Here is a 24,380-nt window from a genome sequence, read left to right as displayed (position 1 = left end):
CAAAACGCCTGAGGCACCGGGGCGGCTTGAGAACCTCAAGGAACTCGTCAAGGCGCTGGAGAATTTCGAGAACCTGCAAGGCTTCCTCGAACACGTCAGCCTGATTATGGACAATGAGCAGGAAGAGCAGGGCGAGAAAGTCAGTATAATGACGCTGCACGCCGCCAAGGGGCTCGAATTTCCTGCCGTGTTCCTGCCCGGTTGGGAGGATGGTCTGTTCCCTTCGCAGCGCTCGATGGATGAAAGCGGGATGAAGGGCCTCGAAGAGGAGCGCCGATTGGCTTACGTCGGCATCACCCGCGCGGAGGAGATTTGTACGATTTCCTTTGCCGCAAATCGCCGCGTTTACGGGCAATGGCAATCATCCATGCCGTCGCGGTTCGTTGATGAATTGCCGCAAGACCATGTGGAGGTTTTGACGCCTCCCGGCCTTTATGGTGGTGGTTTTGGTGCGGCAGGTATGGCTGCAAGTGCCTCCCCCGCGGCGCAGGGCATGGTGGGATCGACCCTGCATGAAGAGGCGCATCGCGCGGATGTTTATAACTCCCCCGGGTGGCGTCGCCTGCAATCGCGCAGCCAGCAACGGGGTATGTCGATGCCATCCGAAGCGCGCAATATGACCATTGATATGGATGCGGTGAGCGCCTTTACCGAAGGTGAGCGCGTCTTTCATCAGAAGTTCGGCTATGGTGAGATCATGGGCATCGAAGGCGATAAGCTATTGATTGAATTTGATAAAGCAGGATCAAAGCATGTGGTGGCCAAGTTTGTTGTCAGTGCGACCAATGCGGATGATGTGCCGTTCTAACCCATCAACATCGGATAAAGCGACACCACCAACAGCACCGCCATTAAGACGTTAAAAATCCGCAAACGCCGCGCTGTGCCTAACCAGCGGCGCACTTGCACCCCCATCCAGGCCCAGACCGTCACTGATGGCAGGTTCACCGCTGCGAAAATGATGGCGACCAACAGCGCGCCTGCGAAAATCCCTGCGTCCTGTGGCGCATAAGCGCTGATCGCTGTGATCGCCATGAACCACGCCTTCGGGTTGACCCATTGGAAAGCCGCCGCTTGCAGGAAGGAAAAGGGCTTGCCTGTCACTTCCTTGGCCTCAGGTGGGACCGCATTTGCAATCTTCCACGCCAGCCAAAGCATATAAGACGCGCTCAAGACCTTCAGCATGAGGTTGAGCGCCGGATAGTTTTCAAAGACCTGCAACAACACCAGCCCGACCATTGCCACCATAAAGGTGTGCCCCAGCGTGACGCCCAACATATGCGGTAAGGTCCGGCGCAAGCCGTAATTTGCACCTGAGGCCATCAGCATCAGGTTATTGGGCCCTGGAGTAATAGAGCTTGCGAACGCAAAGCCGATCAGTGCGATTAGAACTTCATAGGTCATTGCGCAGGGTGAACGCGCGATAGGCGCGCGCGCGTGTTTGGGAGCATCATTTGTTATCCATATGTCACGCCTCAGATAAATGAAAGCGATACGGCATGCACGACTTGTCCCAGGGTGCCCTTCAACAGACATAAAAAAACGGCCATGCCCGGGAGGAGGTGGACATGGCCGCTTTATTTACAAACGGTTCGGCTCAGGGAGGAGGCGAGCCTTGCGTTTCTTCACAAACGTCGCGCGGGAGGAGGTGCGTTCAGCCTGTGGCATTTATCGGTTCCAACCCGGGAGGAGGTGGGCGGTTCCGAAACTTTCCATAAAGCGGCGACATCCGGGAGGAGGTGGATGCCGCCACCTTATTGGTGGCCCTCAGCCTCGGGAGGAGGTGAAGCGTTGGGCCGGTCGCGGATCTGATTTAGACAGGGAGGAATATCCAGATCCGTGTTCTTGTCAGGCGCCGTAGGCGGCCTCATAAGCGATTTCGTGTATTGACGTCCGGGCAATGCCCAAGTCGGCCAAGTCGCGTGGTGAAAGGCTTTCAAGCTCTGTCAGCGTTGTGCGGTAAACTTTGCGCTTTGCTGCGGCTTCTGCGATTTTGGTGCGCAAAGAGCCAAGGCGTGCTGCAAAGTCAGGAAGCGCTGCGTGTGTTGCGGTTTGAACTGTCATTTGACTACTCAGGAATTCATGTTTCATTTCTGCGGGCTGTCCCGCTGTTGTAATGAGTATGTAGGTGAATGCTGCAGTTGCACAATAAGTCTTTCGGCAATGCTGCTATGCAGAAAATGCATAAGCAAAGCTGACCTATCGTCATGTTTCTGTCATAATTGCCACTTCTGGGGCACGAAGGCTTGCGCTCTGTGCAAATCGTGCCAGATGATGCTGTGAAACTAGTCATTTTGGAAACTGAAGGATCTGCCATGTCTGTCACCCGTGATGAAATATTGGGCGCTTTGTCGCGGCTCACACTGCCGGGCGGACAGGATTTGGTGTCCAAAGACATGATCCGCGCCCTGAATATTGACGGCGGCACAGTGAAATTCGTTATTGAGGCAGCAGATCCGGCGGAGGCCGCGAAAATGGATGGTGTGCGCCGCGCCGCAGAGGACATCGTCCGTCGTCTGCCAGGGGTAGAGAACGCGACAGTTGTTTTGACGGCCCATGGCCCCGCGCCCAAACCCGCAGAGCCGCCATCACTTAAGGTTGGCCGCCATCCAACGCCGCAGGCGGGACCGGCCAGAGTATCAGGTGTTGACCGGATTCTGGCTATCGGCTCCGGCAAGGGGGGTGTCGGCAAGTCAACTGTCTCTTCCAATTTGGCAGTCGCCTTGGCCAGAGAAGGGCGGCGCGTTGGGCTTCTGGATGCAGATATCTATGGGCCGTCGCAGCCACGGATGATGGGGGTAAACAAACGTCCTGGCTCGCCCGACGGAAAGACCATCATACCTTTGCGGGCGCATGGTGTGACGATGATGTCGATCGGTTTGATGATGGAAGAAGGCAAGGCCGTGGTTTGGCGCGGGCCGATGCTGATGGGTGCGCTCCAGCAGATGCTGGGGCAGGTGCAATGGGGCGACTTGGATGTGCTGATCGTTGATCTGCCGCCGGGGACGGGTGATGTGCAACTGACGCTTTGCCAGAAGACAGAACTTACAGGCGCGGTGATTGTCAGCACCCCGCAAGATGTGGCGTTGATTGATGCGCGCAAAGCGCTCGATATGTTCAACTCTCTGCGGACCCCAGTCCTGGGGATGATCGAAAACATGTCCACCTTCGTTTGTCCGACCTGCGGCACCGAGAGCCATATCTTCGGTCAAGGCGGTGTTGCGGCAGAGGCTGAAAAGATCGGTGTGCCGTTCTTGGGCGCGCTGCCAATTGATCTTGATACACGGCTTGCGGGCGATGCAGGGACACCGATTGCGACCGGTGACGGGCCGATGGCGGATGCTTACCGCGCGCTGGCACGACGTTTTATCGAAGGCGGCATTGCTTGACAACGCTGCGACGAGCGAGGCCAGACGATAGTGCGGCAATCTGGTCGCTTTTGCGGGAAGTCTTTCGCGCGGGCGAAACCTATGCGGTTGATCCCAGGATCAGCCGCGATGCAGCGCTCAGCTATTGGGTGAGCCATGCGCGTGAAGCCTATGTTGCGGAAATCAACGCAGAGATCGTCGGCACTTATTACATTAAAACCAATCAGGCAGGTGGCGGCGCACATATCTGCAATTGTGGCTATGTCGTCAGCGCTGCCGTGCGCGGGCAGGGGATTGCGACTGAGATGTGCCTACATAGTCAGGCCGTCGCCCTTGATCTGGGCTACCGGGCGATGCAGTTCAATCTGGTGCTGGCCAGCAATGGTGGTGCTGTACGTCTGTGGGAGCGGTTGGGCTTTGAGCGGGTCGGCACCATTCCTGAGGCTTTCGCGCATCCCAAGCGCGGCTTTGTCGATGCATTCGTGATGCATAAGCGGTTGGAAGCATCGGTCTGAAGGACCGATTTCGGGAAACCATGGAATCGGTTCAAGAAATTCCGAATTATCGTGCTATTCTCTTACACGAATTGTCACAAGACGCCATAAACCCAAAAAATCGCATCACTGCTGAGAAATGCGTGCTCGCTACAAAAACATAGGCATTTCGCCGAAAGACGCTATATGTAGTAGGTATGATCTGTTCACAGTCTATTTGTGGGCTAACATGGTGCACAAAAAAGAAGCCACTTTTCAACATGCTCCAGCCGTGCCCAATAAGTTCCATGAAATCCCAAAATAATTGTTGATTGAGATCAAAACTAGTGTCACAACTGTTTTACGGTAATGACGGACACGACTTCCAAAGGGGCATTTAAAGAACCCCAACCGGCAAAAGCAGGTTTCATACAGGCTTCGCCATTACCCACCAGAGCCGGCGCGTGAGCGAGCAGACATCCCCCCAGGTGGCACGCGCAGTCGGACTTCCCGTAAAGGGACGAGGCGGCGGATTGATCAGTGGCAGCAGATCGATCCGCCGTTCTCACATCTAAAGGAATTTCGAGGGGAGAGGGCCAAAGGACAGTGGTTCTGAGTTTTACAGGCACACACACCCAAAAGGTGGACGCAAAGGGGCGCATGTCGATCCCAGCGGACTTCCGTCGTGTGCTTGAGGGCGGTGATCCTGATTGGACAACCGGCCTGTTTCCCCGCATGTACCTTCTTTATGGCGATCATCTGAAAAATCAGCTTCACGGTTATACTGTGGCTGAATTCAACGCCGTTGTGGGCCAGATCAACGCGCTCAAGCGCGGCTCCGCTGCAAAAGACAAGCTGTCGCGCCTTATTATTGGTCAGTCGATCATGTTGGAGGTCGACAAAGACGGCCGCACGGTCATGCCGATCAAACAACGCGAGAAACTGGGATTGCGCGACGGGGAGTTGCGCTTCATGGGTTTGGGCGATCACTTCGAGATATGGAAGGCCGAGACATATACAGAGAAGGTCGCCGATGATCTCACGGATTGGCTGGACGCGCAGGGCGATGACTTTGATCCGTTGATACTTTTGGACGGATGAATGATGTCTGCTGCCGCTGAAATCTCACCTCATATCCCTGTTCTGATTAGACCGCTCATCGCAGCGGTAGCGCCTGTTTCGGGGGTCTGGCTGGATGGAACCTTTGGCAATGGCGGCTATGCGCGTGCGTTGCTTGAGGCGGGTGCTGAAAAGGTGATTGGTGTTGACCGTGATCCGCTGGCCTTTGAGTTGGCGGCTGATTGGGTGGCCGACTTCGGCGATCGGATCGCGTTGGTCGAAGGCGTGTTTTCCAAAATGGATGATTATGCAAGCGATCTCGATGGGGTTGTGTTGGATCTTGGTGTCAGCTCAATGCAGTTGGATCTGGCTGAACGGGGATTTTCGTTTATGCGCGACGGGCCGCTGGATATGCGGATGTCGCAGTCGGGGATGTCTGCGGCGGATCTATGCAATGATGCCGATGAAGGCGAGCTTGCTGATATCATTTACCTTTATGGCGAAGAACGCGCCTCGCGCCGAATCGCAAAAGCTATTGTCGCTGCCCGTCCGCTGACGACCACCGGGCAGTTGGCGAAGGTTGTTGAAAGCTGTCTGCCGCGCGCGAAGCCCGGTCAATCGCATCCCGCGACACGCACATTTCAAGCGCTGCGCATTGCTGTGAATAACGAATATGGCGAATTGGCAGACGGGCTCATGGCCGCTGAGCGCGCACTGAAACCGGGCGGAAAATTGGCTGTCGTGACGTTTCATTCCGTCGAGGACCGCATGGTCAAACGCTTTTTGCAGGCCCGTTCCGGCAACATCGCCAACGCAAACCGCTATGCGCCGGAGACTGCGCAGGTCACGCCCGCTTTCAAAATCGGAAAGCGTAAGGCGATCGGGCCTGATGCGCAGGAACTGTCAGAAAACCCGCGGTCACGTTCAGCGAAGCTACGGGTCGCGGTCCGCACTGATGCACCTGCGCAGAAGATTGATCCCGTCGATCTGGGTATGCCAATGAAGAAGAAAAAGGGAGGCCGTTAAATGCGTGGACTACTTTATGTTTTTGCCGCTCTAGGTGTGATGGGGTTGGGGTTCTGGGCCTATCAGGAAAACTACAAGACCCAAGCCGCGATAGCGGATGTGCGTGAGCTTTACAACGGCATTGGCGCCGCACATGAGCGGTTGAACGTGTTGCAGGCAGAGTGGGCCTATCTGAACCGCCCTGATCGGCTTGCTGATCTGGCCGACCTGAACTTTGACCGCTTGGGGCTGCTTCCCTTGATGCCCTCCGCTTTTGGGCGCGTCGATCAGATCATCTATCCGCTGCCGCCGATCAAGCCGATAACCGACCCGATTGCGCTGTCGTCGGATATGTTTGATGCCTCAGGGAATGACCTATGATCCGTACACCGCTCCGCCCACTTGCCCGTGTTCTCAAAGCCCGCGCGAAGGGTGAAAATCCCGACGCAATCGAGGCCGAAAACCGGGCCCGCCGCCATGAAGCCGTAGCCGATAAACAACGTGACCGTGCAGAGGGCCGTTTGTTGGTGCTGGGGCTGGGTTTCTTTTGTGCTTTTGCCCTGATTGGCTTGCGCATGGGCGCGCTTGCGGCGTCTGCCCCGGAAGAACCGCGTGCCGCTGTTGCGGGCAACCCGATTATCGGTCAACGGTCAGATATTGTGGATCGTAACGGGCGCATTCTGGCAACCAATCTGCAAACCTATTCGCTCTACGCTCACCCGCGCGAAATGGTCGACCCCGAAAATGCCGTAAACGGCCTGATGGAGATATTTCCCGAACTCGATGCAGAGAAATTACTGGCTGATTTCACTGGCGATCGCCGCTTTCTCTGGATTCGCCGCCAAATCAGCCCTGAGCAGATGCAAGCGGTGCATGATATCGGATCGCCCGGTCTTTTGTTTGGCCCGCGCGAAATGCGCCTTTACCCCAATGGTCCCATCGCCGCGCATATTCTGGGCGGTGCCAGCTATGGTCGCGAAGGTGTTTCCAGCGCGGAAGTCATCGGGGTCGCCGGGGTCGAGCGGCAGTTTGACGACTTCTTGCGCGATCCGGCGAACGAGGGTGCGCCGCTGGAGTTGTCTCTCGATTTGACCGTGCAAGCTGCGTCCGAACAGGTACTCGCCGGCGGCATGAGCATTATGAATGCCAAGGGTGCGGCCTCTGTTTTGATGGATATCTACACCGGTGAAATCGTCTCGATGGTGTCTTTGCCCGACTTTGACCCGAACAATCGGCCTCGGGTCTTGACCAGTGGCGATCAAACCGACAGCCCGCTTTTCAACCGGGCGGTGCAGGGCGTGTACGAACTGGGCTCGGTTTTCAAGATATTCGCTATTGCCCAGGCAATGGAACTGGGTCTGGTCAGCGATGACACCATGATCGACACAGAAGGTCCGTTGCGGTGGGGGCCGTTTCGGATCAGGGATTTCAAGGACTATGGCCCGCAACTCAGCACGACAGATGTGATCGTCAAAAGCTCCAACATCGGAACGGCGCGCATTGCCATGCAGATCGGCGCAGAACGGCAGCGTGAATTTCTTGACAGCCTGGGATTTCTGGAGCCAACGCCGCTGGAGATGGTCGAAGCCCCAACCGGGCGACCTTTGCTGCCATCCAATTGGTCCGAAATTTCAACAATGACAATATCTTACGGGCATGGTCTTTCGACCTCGCCGGTGCATCTTGCTGCAGGCTACGCGTCCTTGCTCAATGGTGGTACCCGGATTGAGCCCACTTTGTTGCGCCGCGATGACCCCCAGCTTGGCCCACGCGTTGTCAGTGCTGAGGTCAGCGTGCTTGCGCGTCAGATGTTGCGTCAGGTCGTCACCCGCGGCACCGCATCCTTCGGCGAGGTGCAGGGTTATGCCGTGGGCGGAAAAACCGGCACTGCCGACAAACCGCGCACCAACGGCGGCGGCTATTACGAGGACAAAGTGATCTCGACTTTCGCTTCGGTGTTTCCCGCCAATGACCCGCGATATGTTCTGATCGTCACATTGGATGAGCCATCAGAGAACTCAGGCGCGGAACCCCGCCGCACAGCCGGCTGGACTGCCGTTCCGGTCGCGGCTGAAATGATCCGCCGCGTGGCACCTCTTTTGGGGCTACGTCCGCAAGTGGACAGCCCCCAACAGGTCGGTGTAACACTCACCTCAAACTAAGGGGGCGGCGATGAAATCACTGGCGGATCTGGGGCTGACAGCGCAAGGCGGGCGCGAGGCGCAAGTGACCGGATTGGCCGTTGATAGCCGCGACGTGAAGCCGGGTTTTCTGTTTGCCGCATTGCCTGGTGCGCAGGTTCATGGCGGTGAATTCATCCAATACGCATTACGGATGCAAGCCAGCGCAATCCTGACTGACGCGCACGGCGCCCGGATTGCGGCAGATGTCCTTGCGGGCTCTTCGGTGGCTTTGATTGTTGCCCAAGACCCGCGTCAGGCATTGGCGCAGACCGCTTCGCTCTGGTTCGGTCCGCACCCAGCCACAGTCGTGGCTGTCACGGGCACCAATGGGAAAACATCCGTGTCGACCTTCTGCCGCCAGATTTGGGAAGAACTGGACATGCCCGGCGTGAATCTGGGCACGACAGGGGTTGAGGGCGCATGGACACATCCTCTCAAACACACAACGCCGGAGCCGATCACCCTGCACCGTGTCTTGGCAGAGGCCGCGCAAAATGGCATCACCCATGTCGCGATGGAGGCCTCATCCCACGGTCTGGATCAACGCCGCCTTGACGGGGTGCTTTTGGCCGCCGCCGGATTTTCGAATTTCAGCCAGGATCATCTGGATTACCACGAAACCTTTGAAGCCTATTTCGCGGCCAAGATGGGCCTGTTCAAACGGGTTCTGTCGGAGGATGGCGTCGCCGCGATCAACCTCGACGACCCAAAGGGTCCAGAAGTCGCCGCGATTTGTAACGCTCGCGGGCAGGAAGTCATCGGCGTGGGCCGTCAGGCGGACGCGCGATTACGACTGACAGGTCAGCGCTTTGATGCGACAGGCCAAGACCTGCTGTTTGAATGGCAGGGCAAGGCGCGACAGGCCCGCCTGCATTTGATCGGCGGTTTTCAGGCCGAAAATGTGCTGCTGGCGGCGGCTTTGGTCATTGCCGCAGGTGCTGATCCGGCAGATGTCTTTGAGACGCTCCCGCATCTGACAACCGTGCGTGGCCGGATGGAGCTTGCCGCGACCCGTGAAAGTGGTGCGGCGGTATTCGTGGACTACGCCCATACGCCGGATGCTGTTGAGACGGCACTCAAGGCGATGCGCCCGCATGTGATGGGCCGGATTATCGTCATTGTCGGCGCTGGCGGTGATCGTGATCCCGCCAAACGTCCGTTGATGGGGGCTGCGGCGGCGCAACATGCGGATATTGCCATCGTCACAGACGACAACCCGCGCTCAGAGGACCCTGCCAGAATTCGCGCCGCAGTTATGGCTGGTGCCGTTGAAGCGCGCGGCGCTGACAGTATCACCGAGGTCGGCGATCGGGCGGAGGCGATCTTGCGCGGGATTGATATGCTGGGCGCGGGGGATGCTTTGCTGATCGCAGGCAAGGGCCATGAAAGTGGACAGATCGTCGGCGACACGGTCTTGCCATTTGACGATGTTGAGCAGGCCAGCGTCGCCGTCGCTGCGCTTGAGGGGCGGATATGATCCCACTTTGGACATCCGCTGAGGCCGTTGCTGCAACTGGCGGCAAGAGCCAACATGACTGGGCGGCAAACGGGGTCTCTATTGATACGCGCACGCTTGCGCAGGGGGATTTGTTTGTCGCACTGACAGATATGCGCGACGGTCATGATTTTGTCGCGCATGCCCTGAACAAAGGGGCTGCCGCCGCGCTGGTGACCCATCGCCCCAAGGATGTGCCAAAGGACGCGCCGCTCCTTGTGGTGCATGATGTGCTTGCCGCTTTGGGCGCGCTTGGTCGGGCCGCGCGTGCGCGAACAGATGCAAAAGTCGCGGCCATTACCGGGTCCGTCGGCAAGACCTCGACCAAGGAAATGCTGCGTGCAGTCCTTGAAAAGCAGGGCAAATGCCACGCAGCCGAAGCGTCCTACAACAACCACTGGGGCGTGCCGCTGACACTGGCGCGAATGCCTGCGGACACCGATTTCGTAGTGATTGAGATCGGCATGAGCAATCCGGGCGAAATCACGCCCTTGTCGCAAATGGCCCGCCCGCATGTGGCGATGGTCACGACCGTGGCAGCCGCGCATCTGGCATCGTTTCAAAATCTTGCAGGTATTGCGCAGGAAAAAGCCTGCATCATGGATGGTCTGGTAGACGGCGGTATCGCTGTGCTGAACGGTGATATCGCAACGACCGGGATATTGCAGGATCACGCGGATCGCCTCGGTGCGACGAAGGTGATGTTTGGTGAGACGGCTACTGACTGGACTGTTGCAAGCGTCCGCATCTCAGGAGACGTGACAGTGATTAAGGCAAGGGGCAGGGGTGAGGACTACCTTTTCAAGCTTTCCGTCCCGGGGCGGCATTTCGCAATGAATGCGGTCGGTGTGCTGGCCGTGGCGGAGGCATTGGGTGCTGATCCCGTAGCCGCATCGCTCGATATTGCATCATGGGTGCCACCGGCAGGGCGCGGCACCCGCGAAGTGATCGTGACGGATATGGCAAATGACGGTGAAAGCCTCGAATTACTGGACGATGCTTTCAACGCGAACCCCACGTCGCTCGCTGCCTCGCTTGAGGTATTGGCGGCATCTGCTCCAACGGACAGCGTCGGGCGGATCGTCAAAGGACGGCGGATTGCGATCCTTGGGGATATGCTTGAACTGGGCCGCGACGAAGTCGCCATGCACCGCGACATGGCCCATAACGCGCATTTGAAAACCCTCGATCTGATCCATTGCGCAGGCCCGCTGATGCGGCACCTATGGGAAGCCTTGCCTGATGCCCAGCGCGGCAATTGGGCCGCGACCGCGGCGGAGCTTGTTTCCAAAGCGCCGCGGCTCGTTGATGCGGGTGATGTTGTGTTGGTCAAAGGCTCAAAAGGCTCAAAAGTCAGCGTAGTCGTTGACGCCATCCGAAAACTGGGGCATCGCCGCCCAAAGGAAGAATAGGACCCTCTCATGCTCTTTTGGCTCACTGAACTCTCGGACGGCGGCGATTTCTTTAACCTGTTTCGCTATATTACATTCCGTGCAGGCGGTGCGTTTTTGACGGCATTGCTGTTTGGATTTATCTTTGGGCCACCGCTTATCAATGTGTTGCGGCGCAGGCAGGGCAAGGGGCAGCCGATCCGCGATGACGGACCGGAGGGGCATTTTGCCAAGGCCGGAACGCCCACGATGGGCGGTTTGCTGATCGTCGGGGCGCTGACATTTTCGACCTTGCTTTGGGCGCGTCTGGACAATCCCTTTGTTTTGATGGTGCTGTTTGTGACACTTTCATTTGCGGCAATTGGCTTTGCTGATGACTATGCGAAAGTATCCAGACAAAGCTCCTCAGGAGTGTCCGGTAAAGTGCGGATTTTATTGGGTATTGTTATTGCGGGTATCGCTGGATACTGGGCTGCTGCCTATCATCCGGCTGATCTTGCCAACCAGCTTGCCTTGCCCATCTTCAAGAATTCCCTCATCAATCTGGGCATTCTTTTTGTGCCCTTTTCCATTCTTGTCATTGTCGGCTCAGCAAATGCGGTAAACCTGACAGACGGGTTGGACGGCTTGGCAATCATGCCCGTGATGATTGCGGCCGGCACTTTCGGGGTGATTGCCTACGCTGTGGGCCGCACTGACTTTACCGAATATCTGGACGTGCATTATGTGCCGCACACCGGTGAATTGCTGATCTTCACGATGGGCCTAATCGGAGGGGGATTGGGCTTTTTGTGGTATAATGCGCCTCCGGCGGCGGTCTTTATGGGTGACACCGGATCGCTGGCACTGGGCGGCGCGCTGGGCGCGATCGCTGTTGCTGCAAAGCACGAAATCGTTCTCGCTATTGTCGGTGGCTTGTTCGTGGTCGAAGCGCTTTCGGTTATCATTCAGGTGGTTTACTTCAAAATGACCGGCAGGCGTGTCTTTCTGATGGCGCCGATCCACCACCACTATGAGAAAAAGGGCTGGGCGGAACCGCAGATCGTGATCCGCTTCTGGATTATCTCGCTGATCCTCGCCATGATCGGTCTGGCGACGCTGAAGGTCAGATAGGGGCGGGCGATGATACCTGTTCAGGGTTATGCGGGTAAAACGGTTGCAGTTCTGGGGCTTGGACGCTCTGGTCGGGCGACGGCGGCGGCTTTGCAGGCGGGCGGGGCACATGCGGTTGTCTGGGACGATAGCGCTTTGGCCCGCGAGGCAGCAGAGGCCGATGGATTGGACCTGCGTGACCTGAGCAAGCCAGGCGCGTTTGAACACGTGGCGGCCTTGATCGTCAGTCCCGGCATTCCACATCTTTATCCGGCACCGAACCCGGTGATCGCGGCAGCCTGGGACGCGGACGTTCCCGTCGACAACGATATTGGCCTGTTCTTTCGGTCTTTCGCGACAGAGGACTGGAGTGACTTTGACACCGCACCGCGCGTTATTGCCGTGACCGGTTCAAATGGCAAATCCACGACAGCGGCCCTGATCCATCACATTTTGATCGAAAACGGCCGGTCTGCGCAATTGGCCGGCAACATTGGCCGTGGCGTCTTGGATATTGAGCCTGCGCATGATGGTGAAGTCCTGGTGCTGGAACTGTCATCTTATCAGACTGATCTGGCGCGCAGTATGACGCCGGACATCGCCGTTTTGACAAACCTCAGCGCGGATCATCTGGACCGCCATGCGGGTTTGGGCGGATATTTTGCCGCCAAGCGCCGCTTGTTCGCCGAAGGTGGCCCTGATCGCGCCGTGATTGGTGTGGACGAGGTTGAGGGGCGCTATGTGGCTAACCAGATGATTGAGGGTGTGGGTGATGATCGGGTGATCCGGATTTCGTCAGGTCAAAAGCTGGGCGGGCAGGGCTGGACTGTCTTTGCACGCAAAGGGTTCTTGTCGGAGCATCGCAAAGCGCGTCAGGTGGCCGCGATTGATTTGCGCGATGTGCCCGGCTTGCCGGGGGCGCATAACCATCAAAATGCCTGCGCCGCCTATGCTGCTTGCCGCGCCATCGGCCTTGGCCCCAAAGGGATCGAGGCCGCCCTGCACAGCTTTGGCGGCCTGCCGCATCGCAGTCAGGTTGTGGCAGAGATCGCAGGCGTCACATACGTGAACGACAGCAAGGCCACAAATGTGGAAAGTGCCGCGAAAGCGCTACAGGCCTTCGAGAAAATCCGTTGGATTTGCGGCGGCCTGCAAAAAGAAGGCGGGCTTAATGCGGTTCTGGCGCAGGTCTCTCATGTGGTGAAAGCCTATGTGATTGGCCGCGAAGCAGAAGGGTTTGCGCGCCAGCTGACTGACTTTGACACCGAAGTCTGTGGCACAATGGATGTGGCCGTGGCTCGTGCCATGGCCGACGCCACACCCGGAGAAGTCGTGTTGCTCGCGCCGGCGGCGGCGTCTTTCGATCAATATGACAGCTTTGAGAAGCGCGGGGAAGATTTCGTCGCGCGCGTGAAGGCAGCCCAAAACTAGATTGGTCAGCGAGAGTTCACTTGCCTGCGATCGCCTGACCCGCAGCCCACCCCAACGACCATGCCCATTGGAAGTTATACCCGCCCAACCAGCCGGTGACATCGACCGCTTCGCCAATGAAATAGAGGCCCTTGGTCCGGCTCACTTCCATCGTCCTTGAAGACAATGCGTCGGTATCAATTCCGCCCAAGGTGACCTCGGCTGTTCGGTAGCCTTCAGAGCCCGCAGGTCGCAGCACCCAGTCTGAAAGTGCGGTGCAAACCGCATTGAGCTTTGCGTCGCTTTGATCGGCGATATTGCCCTGTAGGTTCAACGCCTGGCTGAGATGGTCGACCAGTCGCGTGGGCAGGTGCTGGCCCAGTACGGTGGCAAAGGCTTTACGCCCATCGGATTGTCGGTTGGCCTGAAGTTTCTCCAGCAGCGCGCCTTCGGGGTCGAGATTGATGCGGATTTCATCGCCTTCGTGCCAGTAGGACGACGCTTGCAAGACCGCAGGGCCGGATAGGCCGCGGTGGGTGAAGAGGATGGCTTCATCGAAACTGGTGTCGTTGGCGCTGACACGTGCGGGTGCTGCAACGCCCGCCAATGATTTGAACCTTTCGTCTGAAAACGTCAGCGGCACGAGCCCCGGACGTGGGGCTACGACGGGAACATCAAATTGGGCCGCGATCTGATAGGCAAAGCCGGTTGCTCCCATTTTCGGGATTGATTTGCCGCCGCAGGCCACCACCAGATTGCGCACCTTCAAGGCGTAGTCCTTGCCGTCTTTGAGCAAAGACACCCTGAAGTGAGTACCGTCAGATTGAATGTCTTGCACATGTGTATTGAGCCAGAGTGCTGCCTTGGCCTTGTCCATCTCCGATTGCAGCATCGCGATGATGTCTTTGGCCGATACGTCACAAAAGAGCTGCCCCAGGGTCTTTTCATGCCACGAAATCCCGTAGTCATCGACCAGAGCGATGAAATCCCATTGGGTGTAGCGGCTAAGCGCGGATTTGCAAAAGTGTTTGTTTACACTGACGAAATTCGCAGGGCTGGCATGCATGTTGGTGAAATTGCAACGCCCGCCGCCGGAGATGCGAATTTTTTCCCCCGGAGCTTTGGCATGGTCGACCACCAATGTGCCGGGGCCAGCGTGGGCTGCACACATCATGCCTGCGGCCCCAGCGCCGATAATCAAAGTCTGATACTCCATGCCGGCGATATGGCGCAAGGTGGCAGGGATATCAAACGCTCTGTGCGCGCAAGGTGCCTCCGGCGGAAGTTTATCGGGGATTAAGAAGGCAGCTGCGGATATCTTTTTATATGGAAACATGCGCGAATGACGGTTAAGGTTGTCATAGATCCGGAAAACGGACGACAGAGGCAAATGGCGGTGATCCATGACGGAAATGGTCTATGGAACGGTCCCGGTTCAATCCGGCGACCCGGTTCTTCCACGGTGGTGGCGGACAATTGATAGATGGACGATGTCCTGCATTCTGGTCCTTTTCGGGATCGGCATGTTGCTTGGTCTTGCGGCCTCTCCGCCGCTTGCGGCGAAGAACGGATTGGAACCCTTTCACTATGTGATCCGGCAAGCGATATTTGGCGGCATGGCCATGATTGCGATGCTGGTGGTGTCGATGATGCCGCCAAAACTGGTTCGTCGTCTCGCCGTTCTGGGGTTTTTTGCGGCTTTCGTGGCGCTTGCGCTGTTGCCGATATTCGGGACGGACTACGGCAAAGGCGCGACGCGCTGGTTTTCGCTGGGCTTTGCTTCAGTGCAGCCGTCGGAGTTTCTAAAACCTGGCTTTGTTGTCATGGCGGCTTGGCTGTTTGCAGCTTCGACGCAGTTGGGCGGGCCACCCGGAAAAATATATTCCTTTGTTTTGACGATCGTCATTGTGCTCATGCTCGCATTGCAACCTGACTTCGGGCAGGCTGCACTTGTTTTGTTTGCATGGGGCGTGATGTATTTCGTCGTCGGTGTGCCGATGCTGCTTTTGATTGTTCTTGCCGGACTGGTGTTTTTGGCGGGTACCGTGGCCTATGCGAATTCGGAACATTTCGCGCGCCGGATTGACGGGTTTTTGTCCCCCGATCTGGACCCGACCACGCAGCTTGGTTATGCCACAAACGCTATTCGTGAGGGTGGCTTTTTCGGCGTAGGCGTTGGCGAGGGTCAAGTGAAGTGGTCGCTGCCCGATGCCCATACCGATTTCATCATCGCTGTCGCCGCAGAGGAATACGGGTTGATAAGTGTTCTGGTGATTATCGTTCTTTATGGGGTGATCGTCGTGCGCTCGCTTTTGCGGCTGATGAAAGAACGGGATGTCTTTATTCGCCTTGCCGGGACCGGTCTGGTTACGATGTTTGGTGTACAGGCGATGATTAACATGGGTGTTGCGGTCCGGCTCTTGCCTGCAAAGGGCATGACGCTTCCATTTGTGTCTTATGGTGGCTCATCGTTGATTGCCAGCGGGATCGCCGTCGGCATGTTGCTGGCATTCACGCGGACGCGCCCGCAAGGAGAGATGGGTGATATCCTGATGCGCCGGGCAAACCGATGACGGCGCCATTGCTGGTGATCGCAGCCGGTGGCACGGGTGGGCATATGTTCCCTGCGCAGGCGCTGGCGGAGGCGATGCTGGCCAAGGGCTGGCGTGTGAAGCTTTCGACAGATGTGCGCGGCGCGCGCTATGCGGGCGGCTTTCCCGATGCGGTTGCGGTCACCGTTGTCGGCAGCGCCACCTTTGCGCGCGGTGGCATCGCGGCCAAGCTGCTGGTGCCGTTTCGGATTATGGCAGGCATTGGGGCTGCGAAATGGCGCATGTTGCGCGAACGCCCTGCCGTTGTCGTTGGTTTTGGAGGCTATCCAGCGATCCCTGCGATGGCCGCCGCTTGGATTCTGCGCATTCCGCGCATGATCCATGAGCAAAACGGTGTGCTTGGTCGTGTGAACCAGCTTTTTGCCAAACGCGTGGACCGGATTGCATGCGGGACTTGGCCGACGGCTTTGCCTGCCGGTGTGGAAGGTACGCATACCGGCAATCCGGTCCGCGCAGCGGTTTTGGACCATGCAGGCGCGCCCTATATTGCGCCGGGGGATTATCCGATGTCGCTGTTGGTGATGGGGGGCTCTCAGGGTGCGCGCATCATGTCTGACGTCGTCCCGCCTGCGATTGCGGCCCTGCCAGAGCATTTGCGCCGCAACATCCGTGTCTCGCATCAGGCGCGTCCGGAAGACATGGACCGTGTCACTGACTATTACGAAAGCGAGCTTCTCAAGGCAGATGTTCAGACATTTTTTGATGATGTGCCGCGCCGGATGGCGGATGCGCAATTGGTGATCTCGCGGGCGGGGGCGTCAACTGTTGCCGATGTCAGCATCATAGGGCGTCCGGCCTTGTGGGTGCCATTTGCCAGCGCTATTCGCGACGAACAGACCGCAAACGCCCGTCAATTGGTGGACGCGGGTGCGGCACAGATCATGAGCGAGGCGGAGTTTGATGTCGCCCCGCTCACTGAAAGACTGGCGGCCCTTTTGTCAGATGAAGCCGGCATGTTGAAAATGGCGCAAGCGGCCTTGGCCTGCGGTGTGCCGGATGCAACCGACCGTTTGGTTGCCCTTGTAGAAGAGTTGGCCCAAAAATGATGGATGGAGCCCTTGCGATGAATGCAGCAACGAAACTGCCCCTTGATGTGGGCCCTATCCATTTTGTTGGCATCGGCGGCATCGGCATGTCCGGTATCGCCGAGGTGCTGTTGAACCATGGTTATAGTGTACAAGGCTCTGATCTGAAGGCCTCCAAGATCACCGATCGTCTCAAGTCTTTGGGCGCGATCATCTTTGAAGGCCAGCGCGCGGAAAACCTGGAAGGGGCAGAGGTTATCGTGATATCTTCTGCGATCAAACCGGGCAATCCGGAGCTGGACGCCGCACGCGCCAGAGGCCTGCCTGTTGTGCGCCGCGCGGAGATGCTCGCTGAATTGATGCGCCTGAAATCCAATGTGGCAGTTGCGGGCACGCATGGCAAAACAACGACGACCACAATGGTCGCGGCCCTGCTCGATGAGGGTGGCATTGATCCCACGGTCATCAACGGTGGTATCATTCATGCCTACGGCTCGAATGCACGCATGGGGCAGGGCGAGTGGATGGTTGTTGAGGCCGACGAAAGCGATGGCACATTCAACCGCCTGCCCGCGACCATTGCGATTGTCACCAATATCGACCCGGAACATATGGAACATTGGGGCACCGAAGGGGCGCTCCATCAGGGCTTTTACGAATTCGTGTCAAACATTCCCTTCTATGGGCTGGCCGTGTGCTGCACCGATGACCCGGATGTGCAGTCACTGGTCGGGAAGATCACCGATCGTCGTGTCGTGACCTATGGCTTCAACGCACAGGCCGATATTCGGGCGGTCAATTTGCGCTATAAGAATGGCCATGCGCATTTTGACATCGCATTGCAGGTCGAGAACGCGATGATCGAAGACTGTGTGCTGCCGATGCCGGGGGACCACAATGTCTCCAACGCGTTGTCTGCGGTCGCTGTTGCCCGGCACCTTGGCATGAAGAAGGATGAAATCCGCGCCGCCTTGAAGGGGTTCAAGGGCGTCAATCGCCGCTTCACGAAGGTGGCAGAGATCAACGGTGTCACAATTATCGACGATTATGGCCACCATCCGGTTGAGATCGCTGCTGTGCTGAAAGCCGCGCGTCAAGCGACCGAAGGCCGTGTTATCGCGGTCCATCAACCGCACCGTTTCAGCCGCCTGTCGCATCACTTTGAGGAATTTTGCGCCTGCTTTAACGACGCAGATGTCGTGGGCATTTCAGAGGTCTTTTCAGCCGGAGAAGAGCCGATTGAGGGCGCCAGTCATGCGGATCTGGTCGCGGGCCTGATCCGGCACGGGCATCGTCATGCGCGCATAGTTGAATCCGAGGATGAATTGGAGCGCCTTGTGCGCGAACAAACCAGCCCCGGCGATATGGTTGTCTGTCTTGGTGCCGGTACCATTAGCACTTGGGCCAATCGCCTGCCGGAGCGTTTGCAGGGCTAATGCCGGGGATTCTGTTGATTGGTCTTTGGGTCGTGCTGGCGTTCATTTTGTCCGTTATCCCATCCACCGACAATCACTGGCGGCGCGCCTATGTACTAATGGCAATTGGCGTGCCAGTGCTCATCTGGGTGACTTGGCAAAACGGGGTCATGATGGGGCTCCTGGGCCTTTTGGTTGGCGGATTGGTCTTGCGTTGGCCGGTTTACTTTTTGTGGCGTTGGTTGCAGGAACGGCTCAAAGGGGGCTGACGTGATACAACTATTGATCTTTGGCGGTATGCTGATCGCGGCAATCGTGCCGTTTTTGCTGCTGACCTGGCTGATGCGGGAAGGCCAAAGCGGGTTGGCGCTGTCGATTGGCTCCGTGATCGGGGCGACTTTGGTCGTCTTTATCTATGCGGGCGGCGGGACATTCGGCGTCAATCCAGTCTTTGCAACGGGCGTTGCCATGTTGGTCGTAGTGCCTGCAACGCTGGGCGCAATCGCGGGTGGATTGCTTGGCTGGCTTTTACGCAAACGCGATGATCGGGAGGTTTGACGATGCTTGACCTCCCCAAGGTGCGCGGCAGGCTGACACCACACCGCGTCTTGGCTGATCTGACATGGCTGCGCGTGGGCGGTCCGGCTGAGGTCTTGTTTCAGCCTGCCGATGTGGAAGATCTGGCGGATTTTCTTGCCGCCATTGATCCAGAAATTCCAGTTTTCCCAATAGGCGTCGGCAGCAATCTGATTGTGCGAGACGGCGGCATTCGGGGTGTCGTCGTCCGTCTTGGACGCGGCTTCAACGCCATTGAGATTGGCGCAGATCACGTCCATGCAGGGGCGGCAGCACTTGATGCACATGTGGCACGCAAGTCGGCGGATGCGGGGTTCAACCTGACTTTCCTGCGCACCATCCCCGGCACGATTGGCGGTGCAGTGCGGATGAACGCGGGCTGCTATGGCGATTATGTAGCGGATGTCGTGACGGCCGTGACGGTCGTGACCCGTGCGGGAGAGATCGAAGAACGCGCACCGCGCGACATGGCCTTTGGTTACCGCCAAAGCAGCTTGCCAGCCGGCGCGGTGATTGTTGGCGCCCGTTTCACACCACCGCGAGAGGCGCCTGAGATCCTTCATCAGCGTATGGCAGATCAACTGGCAAAACGCGATGAAACGCAACCTACCAAAGATCGCACGGCTGGCTCAACGTTTCGCAATCCGGTGGGGTTTTCCTCGACCGGCAGGTCGGATGACGTGCATGATCTGAAGGCATGGAAAGTGATTGAGAACGCAGGAATGCGCGGTGCGGCGCTGGGCGGGGCAGTCATGAACGCCAAACATCCGAATTTCCTGACAAACGCCGGGGACGCGACGGCCGCAGAACTTGAGGATTTGGGCGAAGACGTGCGGAAAAAGGTTTACGCTAGCCAAGGGATCACGCTAGAATGGGAAATTATGCGGGTCGGTGACCGAGAGGTGCCCGGCCGCGATGAATAACGGGCCAAAAATGGCCACGATCCAGAAAATGGATCACCAAATGACGGGTCGAAAAAGACCCGCGATCAAAGGCGGTAGGGTATGTCGAGCAGGACAAACCCGAAAGTTGTTGTCCTCATGGGCGGCCCCTCGGCGGAACGCGATGTTTCGCTCAGCTCGGGTCGTGAATGTGCGGCAGCTTTGCGGGACGCAGGTTACAACGTGGAGGCGCTCGATGCGGGCGCCGATGTTGCTGCGCGTCTGACAGGGATTGCACCGGATGTTGTTTTCAATGCGCTGCATGGCCGTTGGGGTGAGGATGGTGCGGTGCAGGGCATCCTTGAATGGCTCCAGATCCCTTATACGCATTCAGGCATTCTGTCGTCCGCATTGTCGCTCGATAAGCAGCGCACAAAGGACGTCTACCGAAAAGTAGGTCTGCCCGTCGTAGACAGCATCCTGGCCAAGGCCGATGACGTTCGCCAAACCCATGTCATGCCGCCACCCTATGTTGTGAAGCCGAACAATGAAGGCTCCAGCGTTGGCATTTATATCGTGCATGAAGATGCCAACGATCCACCGCAATTGGCGGCCGAAATGCCTGCTGAAGTCATGGTCGAGGCTTTTGCGCCCGGTCGCGAGCTGACAACAACCGTGATGGGTGATGTGCCGCTGACGGTCACCGATATTCTGACCGATGGCTGGTACGACTATGAGGCCAAATATGCCCCCGGCGGGTCGCGCCATGTTTTACCTGCGGATATCCCGCAAGAGGTTTTTGATGCCTGCATGGAATACGCCGTGCGAGCGCATCAGGCTTTGGGTTGCCGTGGTATCAGTCGTACTGATTTTCGTTGGGATGAGGCGCGCGGGCTTGATGGTTTGATCCTGCTCGAAACCAACACGCAACCGGGTATGACGCCAACCTCGCTGACACCTGAGCAAGCCGCGCATGTCGGGATCACATTCCCGCAGCTTTGCGCCTGGATGGTGGAGGATGCATCATGCGATCGTTGATAAGGCGCACCTCTATCGATGGCCCACCGCGCGATCCGGCCCCGTCGCGATTGGGGTATCGATTCCAGCGCTGGATGTTGACACCGGGCGTCCGCATAGCCACGAAAATTGGTGTGCCGATGCTTACGATTGCGGGTATTGCGGCTGTGTGGTTCGCCAGCCCCGACAACCGCTCCGCCTTTGATGCAAAGGTGGCAGACACGCTGCAAAGCTTTCAGGAACGCCCGCAATTCATGGTGCAATCGATGAATGTGACGGGTGCCGGAGCAGCGGCGATGGCGGATGTCGCAACATTGCTTCCCACTGATTTCCCCGTTTCGTCCTTCGCGCTCGATCTTGAGGGCATTCGTGCCAACATCGAGAACCTGGAACAGATCAAATCCGCCAGCGTGCGCATTGGTCAGGCTGGCGCCTTGGAAGTGCGGCTGACGCCGCGTGTGGCTGTGGCGCTCTGGCGGGATGGCCAAACCTTGCGTTTGATTGATGCTGGCGGGGTCCGGTCCGGGCAAATCCGTGCCCGCTCAGATCGACTTGATCTGCCATTGATCGCGGGCGACGGCGCCGAAGATAACATTCAGGAAGCCTTGGCGATATTTGCGGTTTCCGGCCCGCTGATGGCGCGCACCCGTGGTTTGGTGCGGATGGGTGAACGGCGTTGGGATATCGTGCTTGATCGCGATCAGCGCATTCTCCTGCCGGCCGATGCGCCGGTCAGAGCCGTTGATCGTGTGATCGCGCTGGATACGGCACAAAATATGCTGAGCCGCGATGTCGCCGTTGTGGATATGCGCAACGCGAACCGACCAACGCTGCGGATGAGCAAAGAAGCCGCCGCCGCGTTGCGCCGGGGCGAAACAACAACAAACATAAACGGGGTGGACCACTGATGGGCGATCTATATGACAGCCAACGCGCAATGCGGCAAATGCGCAAAGCAGCGATGCAACGCGGGGTGGTCGCCATTTTGGATGTCGGCTCATCCAAGATTGCCTGCCTGGTGCTGCGCTTTGATGGCCCGGAACAGTTCCGCGGCGCAGATGGGGTGGGGTCGCTCGCCGGCCAGTCGCAATTTCGGGTGATCGGTGCCGCCACAACCCGGTCGCGTGGCGTGCGCTTTGGCGAAATCGAGGCGATGCAGGAAACGGAACGTGCGATCCGCACGGCTGTGCAGGCCGCCCAGAAGATGGCAAATGTTCGGGTGGATCATGTGATTGCCTGCCTGTCCGGGGCGCGCCCGCGTTCATACGGGCTAGATGGGTCGCTGGATGTGACAGGCGGTGTTGTGACCGAGCAGGATATTTCTCAGGTGATGGCGTCATGCGATGTGCCTGATTATGGCGCTGATCGAGAGGTCATTCATGCGCAACCAGTGAATTTCGCGTTGGATCACCGTTCTGGTCTTGGTGATCCGCGTGGCCAGATTGGCAATCGGTTGACGACGGATATGCACATGCTGACCGTCGATGCGACCGCGGTGCAGAATCTGTTTCATTGTATCAAGCGGTGCGACCTTGAGTTGGCGGGCATTGCATCTTCGGCCTATGTCTCCGGCATGTCATCGCTTGTTGAGGATGAACAGGAGCTGGGTGCGGCTTGTATTGATCTGGGGGGTGGTTCCACCGGCCTGTCGGTCTTCATGAAAAAACACATGATCTTTGCCGATAGCGTGCGTATGGGCGGTGAGCATGTGACCTCGGACATCTCTATGGGCTTGCAAATTCCAACGGCAACGGCGGAGCGGATCAAGACATTCTACGGTGGCGTCATGGCGACTGGCATGGACGACCGCGAGATGATCGAGATCGGCGGCGACACCGGCGATTGGGAACATGATCGGCGCACCGTGAGCCGGGCAGAGCTTATCGGCATTATGCGCCCCCGTGTGGAAGAGATTTTGGAAGAAGTCCGCGCGCGTCTTGATGCCGCCGGATTTGAACATTTGCCCGGTCAACAGATCGTGCTGACCGGCGGGGGCAGCCAGATCCCCGGACTTGACGGTTTGGCCAGCAAGATTCTCGGCCAACAGGTGCGTTTGGGACGGCCATTGCGGGTACAGGGTTTGCCGCAGGCGGCAATTGGCCCGGCTTTTTCAAGCGCTGTCGGGCTGACGCTTTTTGCCGCGAATCCCCAAGACGAATGGTGGGATTTTGAAATTCCGGCCGACCGGTATCCGGCCAGATCGCTCAAACGGGCGGTAAAATGGTTCAAGGACAACTGGTAATGCGCAATATCTTGCCTGTCCGTCGAATTGTCGGTGAGTGGTCAAGGTTTTTGTCCAGATTTGGTGTCAATTTTGTGTTTTTGTCGTGACCTTTCAGCATCACTTTGCTATCGTTGGGTCCAATAAGCAGTGATAGCCCGGGGGCACGGGCGAAATTTAAAAAACAGGCGGATCGACTTATGGCTTTGAATCTCTCCCTTCCTGGGCATGAAGAACTGAAACCACGCATTACAGTGTTTGGTGTCGGCGGTGCGGGTGGCAACGCCGTCAACAATATGATCGAGCAAGAGCTTGATGGCACCGAATTTGTGGTCGCAAACACGGATGCACAGGCGCTGCAGCAATCACGCGCTGCGTCCAAAATCCAGATGGGTCTGAAAGTCACCGAAGGTCTTGGCGCGGGCGCGCGGGCGACCGTTGGTGCCGCCGCCGCCGAAGAGAGCATCGAACAGATTGTCGATCATCTGGCAGGCGCGCATATGTGCTTCATCACTGCCGGCATGGGTGGCGGAACGGGTACCGGTGCTGCACCGATCATTGCCCAAGCGGCCCGTGAATTGGGCGTTCTGACGGTGGGTGTTGTCACCAAGCCATTCCAGTTTGAAGGCGCCAAGCGCATGAAACAGGCCGAGGCGGGTGTTGAAGCGCTCCAGAAGGTCGTCGATACGCTGATTATCATTCCCAACCAGAACCTTTTCCGCCTGGCCAATGAAAACACCACATTCACCGAAGCCTTCGCGCTCGCGGATGATGTCCTTTACCAAGGTGTGAAGGGCGTGACGGACCTGATGGTGCGTCCGGGCCTGATTAACCTCGACTTTGCAGACGTCCGTGCTGTGATGGATGAGATGGGCAAAGCGATGATGGGCACAGGCGAAGCCGAAGGCGAAAACCGCGCCATTCAAGCCGCCGAAAAAGCCATCGCGAACCCGCTTCTGGATGAGATTTCTCTGGAAGGCGCTAAGGGCGTTCTGATAAACATTACAGGCGGTTACGACCTGACGTTGTTTGAACTGGATGAGGCCGCCAACAAGATCCGCGAAAAGGTTGACGGGGACGCAAATATCATCGTTGGCTCCACTCTGGATACCGGGATGGAAGGCAAAATGCGCGTGTCAGTTGTTGCAACAGGAATC

Annotated in this window: 24 protein-coding genes; 21 read left to right on the top strand and 3 right to left on the bottom strand. The window is 57.7% G+C overall.

The annotated features are described in order from the left end of the window. Positions 1 to 808: 3'-5' exonuclease (locus ACFDSS_RS06180; RefSeq protein ID WP_375254891.1), on the top strand; the 808-nt coding region annotated here is incomplete at its 5' end. On the opposite strand, the gene ACFDSS_RS06175 is transcribed toward ACFDSS_RS06180, so the two are convergent. Both ACFDSS_RS06175 and ACFDSS_RS06170 read right to left on the bottom strand, forming a co-directional pair. Further along, positions 805 to 1,404, bottom strand: a complete 600-nt coding sequence (locus ACFDSS_RS06175) for a LysE family translocator (RefSeq protein ID WP_375254890.1) — start codon at positions 1,402 to 1,404, stop codon at positions 805 to 807. The two genes, ACFDSS_RS06180 and ACFDSS_RS06175, sit on opposite strands and share 4 nt — an antisense overlap. A gap of 444 nt (positions 1,405 to 1,848) precedes the next feature. Further along, positions 1,849 to 2,091 carry a DUF1127 domain-containing protein gene (locus tag ACFDSS_RS06170; protein WP_375254889.1) on the bottom strand — a complete coding sequence of 81 codons (243 nt, stop codon included), beginning with the start codon at positions 2,089 to 2,091 and terminating at the stop codon, positions 1,849 to 1,851. A 224-nt stretch (positions 2,092 to 2,315) separates the two neighbouring features. On the opposite strand from ACFDSS_RS06170, the gene ACFDSS_RS06165 reads away from it, so the two are divergent. From ACFDSS_RS06165 to murD, 10 genes are all read left to right on the top strand, one after another. Next, a complete protein-coding gene (locus ACFDSS_RS06165) occupies positions 2,316 to 3,389 on the top strand; it encodes an Mrp/NBP35 family ATP-binding protein (protein ID WP_375254888.1) in 1,074 nt (357 codons plus the stop codon). Next, the gene (locus tag ACFDSS_RS06160; protein WP_375254887.1) at positions 3,386 to 3,883 is read left to right on the top strand and encodes a GNAT family N-acetyltransferase; all 498 of its coding nucleotides are present in this window, start codon (positions 3,386 to 3,388) and stop codon (positions 3,881 to 3,883) included. The genes ACFDSS_RS06165 and ACFDSS_RS06160 overlap by 4 nt, the downstream gene beginning before the upstream one ends. Positions 3,884 to 4,447: 564 nt before the next feature. Continuing rightward, complete coding sequence (locus ACFDSS_RS06155) at positions 4,448 to 4,942, top strand: division/cell wall cluster transcriptional repressor MraZ (RefSeq protein ID WP_375254886.1); 495 nt, start codon at positions 4,448 to 4,450, stop codon at positions 4,940 to 4,942. A gap of 3 nt (positions 4,943 to 4,945) precedes the next feature. Then, entirely contained in the window at positions 4,946 to 5,926 is a 981-nt protein-coding gene (gene rsmH / locus ACFDSS_RS06150) for a 16S rRNA (cytosine(1402)-N(4))-methyltransferase RsmH (RefSeq protein ID WP_375254885.1), read from the top strand. After that, entirely contained in the window at positions 5,927 to 6,286 is a 360-nt protein-coding gene (locus ACFDSS_RS06145) for a cell division protein FtsL (RefSeq protein WP_375254884.1), read from the top strand. Continuing rightward, the gene (locus tag ACFDSS_RS06140) at positions 6,283 to 8,067 is read left to right on the top strand and encodes a peptidoglycan D,D-transpeptidase FtsI family protein (protein WP_375254883.1); all 1,785 of its coding nucleotides are present in this window, start codon (positions 6,283 to 6,285) and stop codon (positions 8,065 to 8,067) included. Before ACFDSS_RS06145 ends, ACFDSS_RS06140 begins: the two co-directional genes overlap by 4 nt. Before the next feature lie 10 nt (positions 8,068 to 8,077). After that, entirely contained in the window at positions 8,078 to 9,565 is a 1,488-nt protein-coding gene (locus ACFDSS_RS06135; protein ID WP_375254882.1) for a UDP-N-acetylmuramoyl-L-alanyl-D-glutamate--2,6-diaminopimelate ligase, read from the top strand. Beyond that, positions 9,562 to 10,995, top strand: a complete 1,434-nt coding sequence (murF, locus tag ACFDSS_RS06130; protein ID WP_375254881.1) for a UDP-N-acetylmuramoyl-tripeptide--D-alanyl-D-alanine ligase — start codon at positions 9,562 to 9,564, stop codon at positions 10,993 to 10,995. The genes ACFDSS_RS06135 and murF overlap by 4 nt, the downstream gene beginning before the upstream one ends. 9 nt (positions 10,996 to 11,004) lie before the next feature. After that, complete coding sequence (gene mraY / locus ACFDSS_RS06125) at positions 11,005 to 12,087, top strand: phospho-N-acetylmuramoyl-pentapeptide-transferase (protein ID WP_375254880.1); 1,083 nt, start codon at positions 11,005 to 11,007, stop codon at positions 12,085 to 12,087. Positions 12,088 to 12,096: 9 nt separating this feature from the next. Further along, positions 12,097 to 13,497, top strand: coding sequence for a UDP-N-acetylmuramoyl-L-alanine--D-glutamate ligase (gene murD / locus ACFDSS_RS06120; protein ID WP_375254879.1), 1,401 nt, complete (start codon positions 12,097 to 12,099; stop codon positions 13,495 to 13,497). A gap of 16 nt (positions 13,498 to 13,513) precedes the next feature. Here the strand turns inward: murD and ACFDSS_RS06115 are convergent, their stop codons facing one another. Then, positions 13,514 to 14,692 (bottom strand): NAD(P)/FAD-dependent oxidoreductase, encoded by a 1,179-nt coding sequence (locus tag ACFDSS_RS06115; protein WP_375254894.1) that lies wholly within the window; start codon positions 14,690 to 14,692, stop codon positions 13,514 to 13,516. 187 nt (positions 14,693 to 14,879) lie between these two features. Here ACFDSS_RS06115 and ftsW point away from each other — a divergent pair, with 187 nt between their 5' ends. The 10 genes from ftsW to ftsZ all read left to right on the top strand — a co-directional run. Continuing rightward, on the top strand, positions 14,880 to 16,049 hold the full coding sequence (gene ftsW, locus ACFDSS_RS06110; protein WP_375254878.1) for a putative lipid II flippase FtsW: 1,170 nt from the start codon (positions 14,880 to 14,882) through the stop codon (positions 16,047 to 16,049). Beyond that, a complete protein-coding gene (locus tag ACFDSS_RS06105; protein WP_375254877.1) occupies positions 16,046 to 17,134 on the top strand; it encodes a glycosyltransferase in 1,089 nt (362 codons plus the stop codon). The genes ftsW and ACFDSS_RS06105 overlap by 4 nt, the downstream gene beginning before the upstream one ends. Before the next feature lie 17 nt (positions 17,135 to 17,151). Next, positions 17,152 to 18,549 carry a UDP-N-acetylmuramate--L-alanine ligase gene (gene murC, locus ACFDSS_RS06100; RefSeq protein WP_375254893.1) on the top strand — a complete coding sequence of 466 codons (1,398 nt, stop codon included), beginning with the start codon at positions 17,152 to 17,154 and terminating at the stop codon, positions 18,547 to 18,549. Next, positions 18,549 to 18,797, top strand: coding sequence for a DUF2484 family protein (locus ACFDSS_RS06095; protein WP_375254876.1), 249 nt, complete (start codon positions 18,549 to 18,551; stop codon positions 18,795 to 18,797). The genes murC and ACFDSS_RS06095 overlap by 1 nt, the downstream gene beginning before the upstream one ends. 1 nt (position 18,798) lies before the next feature. Continuing rightward, entirely contained in the window at positions 18,799 to 19,086 is a 288-nt protein-coding gene (locus tag ACFDSS_RS06090) for a UDP-N-acetylmuramate--alanine ligase (protein ID WP_375254875.1), read from the top strand. Positions 19,087 to 19,088: 2 nt separating this feature from the next. Next, positions 19,089 to 20,027: a UDP-N-acetylmuramate dehydrogenase gene (murB, locus tag ACFDSS_RS06085; RefSeq protein WP_375254874.1), complete on the top strand. Its 939-nt coding sequence runs from the start codon at positions 19,089 to 19,091 to the stop codon at positions 20,025 to 20,027. Between the two features lie 117 nt (positions 20,028 to 20,144). Then, positions 20,145 to 21,023 (top strand): D-alanine--D-alanine ligase, encoded by an 879-nt coding sequence (locus ACFDSS_RS06080; RefSeq protein WP_375254892.1) that lies wholly within the window; start codon positions 20,145 to 20,147, stop codon positions 21,021 to 21,023. Continuing rightward, positions 21,011 to 21,910 carry a cell division protein FtsQ/DivIB gene (locus ACFDSS_RS06075; protein WP_375254873.1) on the top strand — a complete coding sequence of 300 codons (900 nt, stop codon included), beginning with the start codon at positions 21,011 to 21,013 and terminating at the stop codon, positions 21,908 to 21,910. Before ACFDSS_RS06080 ends, ACFDSS_RS06075 begins: the two co-directional genes overlap by 13 nt. Then, the gene (gene ftsA / locus ACFDSS_RS06070; protein WP_375254872.1) at positions 21,910 to 23,244 is read left to right on the top strand and encodes a cell division protein FtsA; all 1,335 of its coding nucleotides are present in this window, start codon (positions 21,910 to 21,912) and stop codon (positions 23,242 to 23,244) included. Before ACFDSS_RS06075 ends, ftsA begins: the two co-directional genes overlap by 1 nt. 179 nt (positions 23,245 to 23,423) lie before the next feature. Then, on the top strand, positions 23,424 to 24,380 hold a 957-nt coding region (gene ftsZ / locus ACFDSS_RS06065), incomplete at its 3' end, for a cell division protein FtsZ (RefSeq protein ID WP_375254871.1).

Source organism: Yoonia sp. (assembly GCF_042093035.1).
Taxonomy (GTDB): domain Bacteria; phylum Pseudomonadota; class Alphaproteobacteria; order Rhodobacterales; family Rhodobacteraceae; genus Yoonia.
Note: the sequence above shows the minus strand (reverse complement) of the source record. Positions and strands in the feature narration are given on the sequence as shown.

Excerpts from the sequence above, each read along its gene's own strand:
- ACFDSS_RS06175 (WP_375254890.1), bottom strand. The coding sequence starts at position 1,404 with ATGACCTATGAAGTTCTAATCGCACTGATCGGCTTTGCGTTCGCAAGC.
- ACFDSS_RS06170 (WP_375254889.1), bottom strand. The coding sequence starts at position 2,091 with ATGAAACATGAATTCCTGAGTAGTCAAATGACAGTTCAAACCGCAACA.
- ACFDSS_RS06165 (WP_375254888.1), top strand. The coding sequence starts at position 2,316 with ATGTCTGTCACCCGTGATGAAATATTGGGCGCTTTGTCGCGGCTCACA.
- rsmH (WP_375254885.1), top strand. The coding sequence starts at position 4,946 with ATGTCTGCTGCCGCTGAAATCTCACCTCATATCCCTGTTCTGATTAGA.
- ACFDSS_RS06145 (WP_375254884.1), top strand. The coding sequence starts at position 5,927 with ATGCGTGGACTACTTTATGTTTTTGCCGCTCTAGGTGTGATGGGGTTG.
- ACFDSS_RS06140 (WP_375254883.1), top strand. The coding sequence starts at position 6,283 with ATGATCCGTACACCGCTCCGCCCACTTGCCCGTGTTCTCAAAGCCCGC.
- ACFDSS_RS06135 (WP_375254882.1), top strand. The coding sequence starts at position 8,078 with ATGAAATCACTGGCGGATCTGGGGCTGACAGCGCAAGGCGGGCGCGAG.
- murF (WP_375254881.1), top strand. The coding sequence starts at position 9,562 with ATGATCCCACTTTGGACATCCGCTGAGGCCGTTGCTGCAACTGGCGGC.
- mraY (WP_375254880.1), top strand. The coding sequence starts at position 11,005 with ATGCTCTTTTGGCTCACTGAACTCTCGGACGGCGGCGATTTCTTTAAC.
- murD (WP_375254879.1), top strand. The coding sequence starts at position 12,097 with ATGATACCTGTTCAGGGTTATGCGGGTAAAACGGTTGCAGTTCTGGGG.
- ACFDSS_RS06115 (WP_375254894.1), bottom strand. The coding sequence starts at position 14,692 with ATGGAGTATCAGACTTTGATTATCGGCGCTGGGGCCGCAGGCATGATG.
- ftsW (WP_375254878.1), top strand. The coding sequence starts at position 14,880 with ATGACGGAAATGGTCTATGGAACGGTCCCGGTTCAATCCGGCGACCCG.
- ACFDSS_RS06105 (WP_375254877.1), top strand. The coding sequence starts at position 16,046 with ATGACGGCGCCATTGCTGGTGATCGCAGCCGGTGGCACGGGTGGGCAT.
- murC (WP_375254893.1), top strand. The coding sequence starts at position 17,152 with ATGAATGCAGCAACGAAACTGCCCCTTGATGTGGGCCCTATCCATTTT.
- ACFDSS_RS06095 (WP_375254876.1), top strand. The coding sequence starts at position 18,549 with ATGCCGGGGATTCTGTTGATTGGTCTTTGGGTCGTGCTGGCGTTCATT.
- murB (WP_375254874.1), top strand. The coding sequence starts at position 19,089 with ATGCTTGACCTCCCCAAGGTGCGCGGCAGGCTGACACCACACCGCGTC.
- ACFDSS_RS06080 (WP_375254892.1), top strand. The coding sequence starts at position 20,145 with ATGGGCGGCCCCTCGGCGGAACGCGATGTTTCGCTCAGCTCGGGTCGT.
- ACFDSS_RS06075 (WP_375254873.1), top strand. The coding sequence starts at position 21,011 with ATGCGATCGTTGATAAGGCGCACCTCTATCGATGGCCCACCGCGCGAT.
- ftsA (WP_375254872.1), top strand. The coding sequence starts at position 21,910 with ATGGGCGATCTATATGACAGCCAACGCGCAATGCGGCAAATGCGCAAA.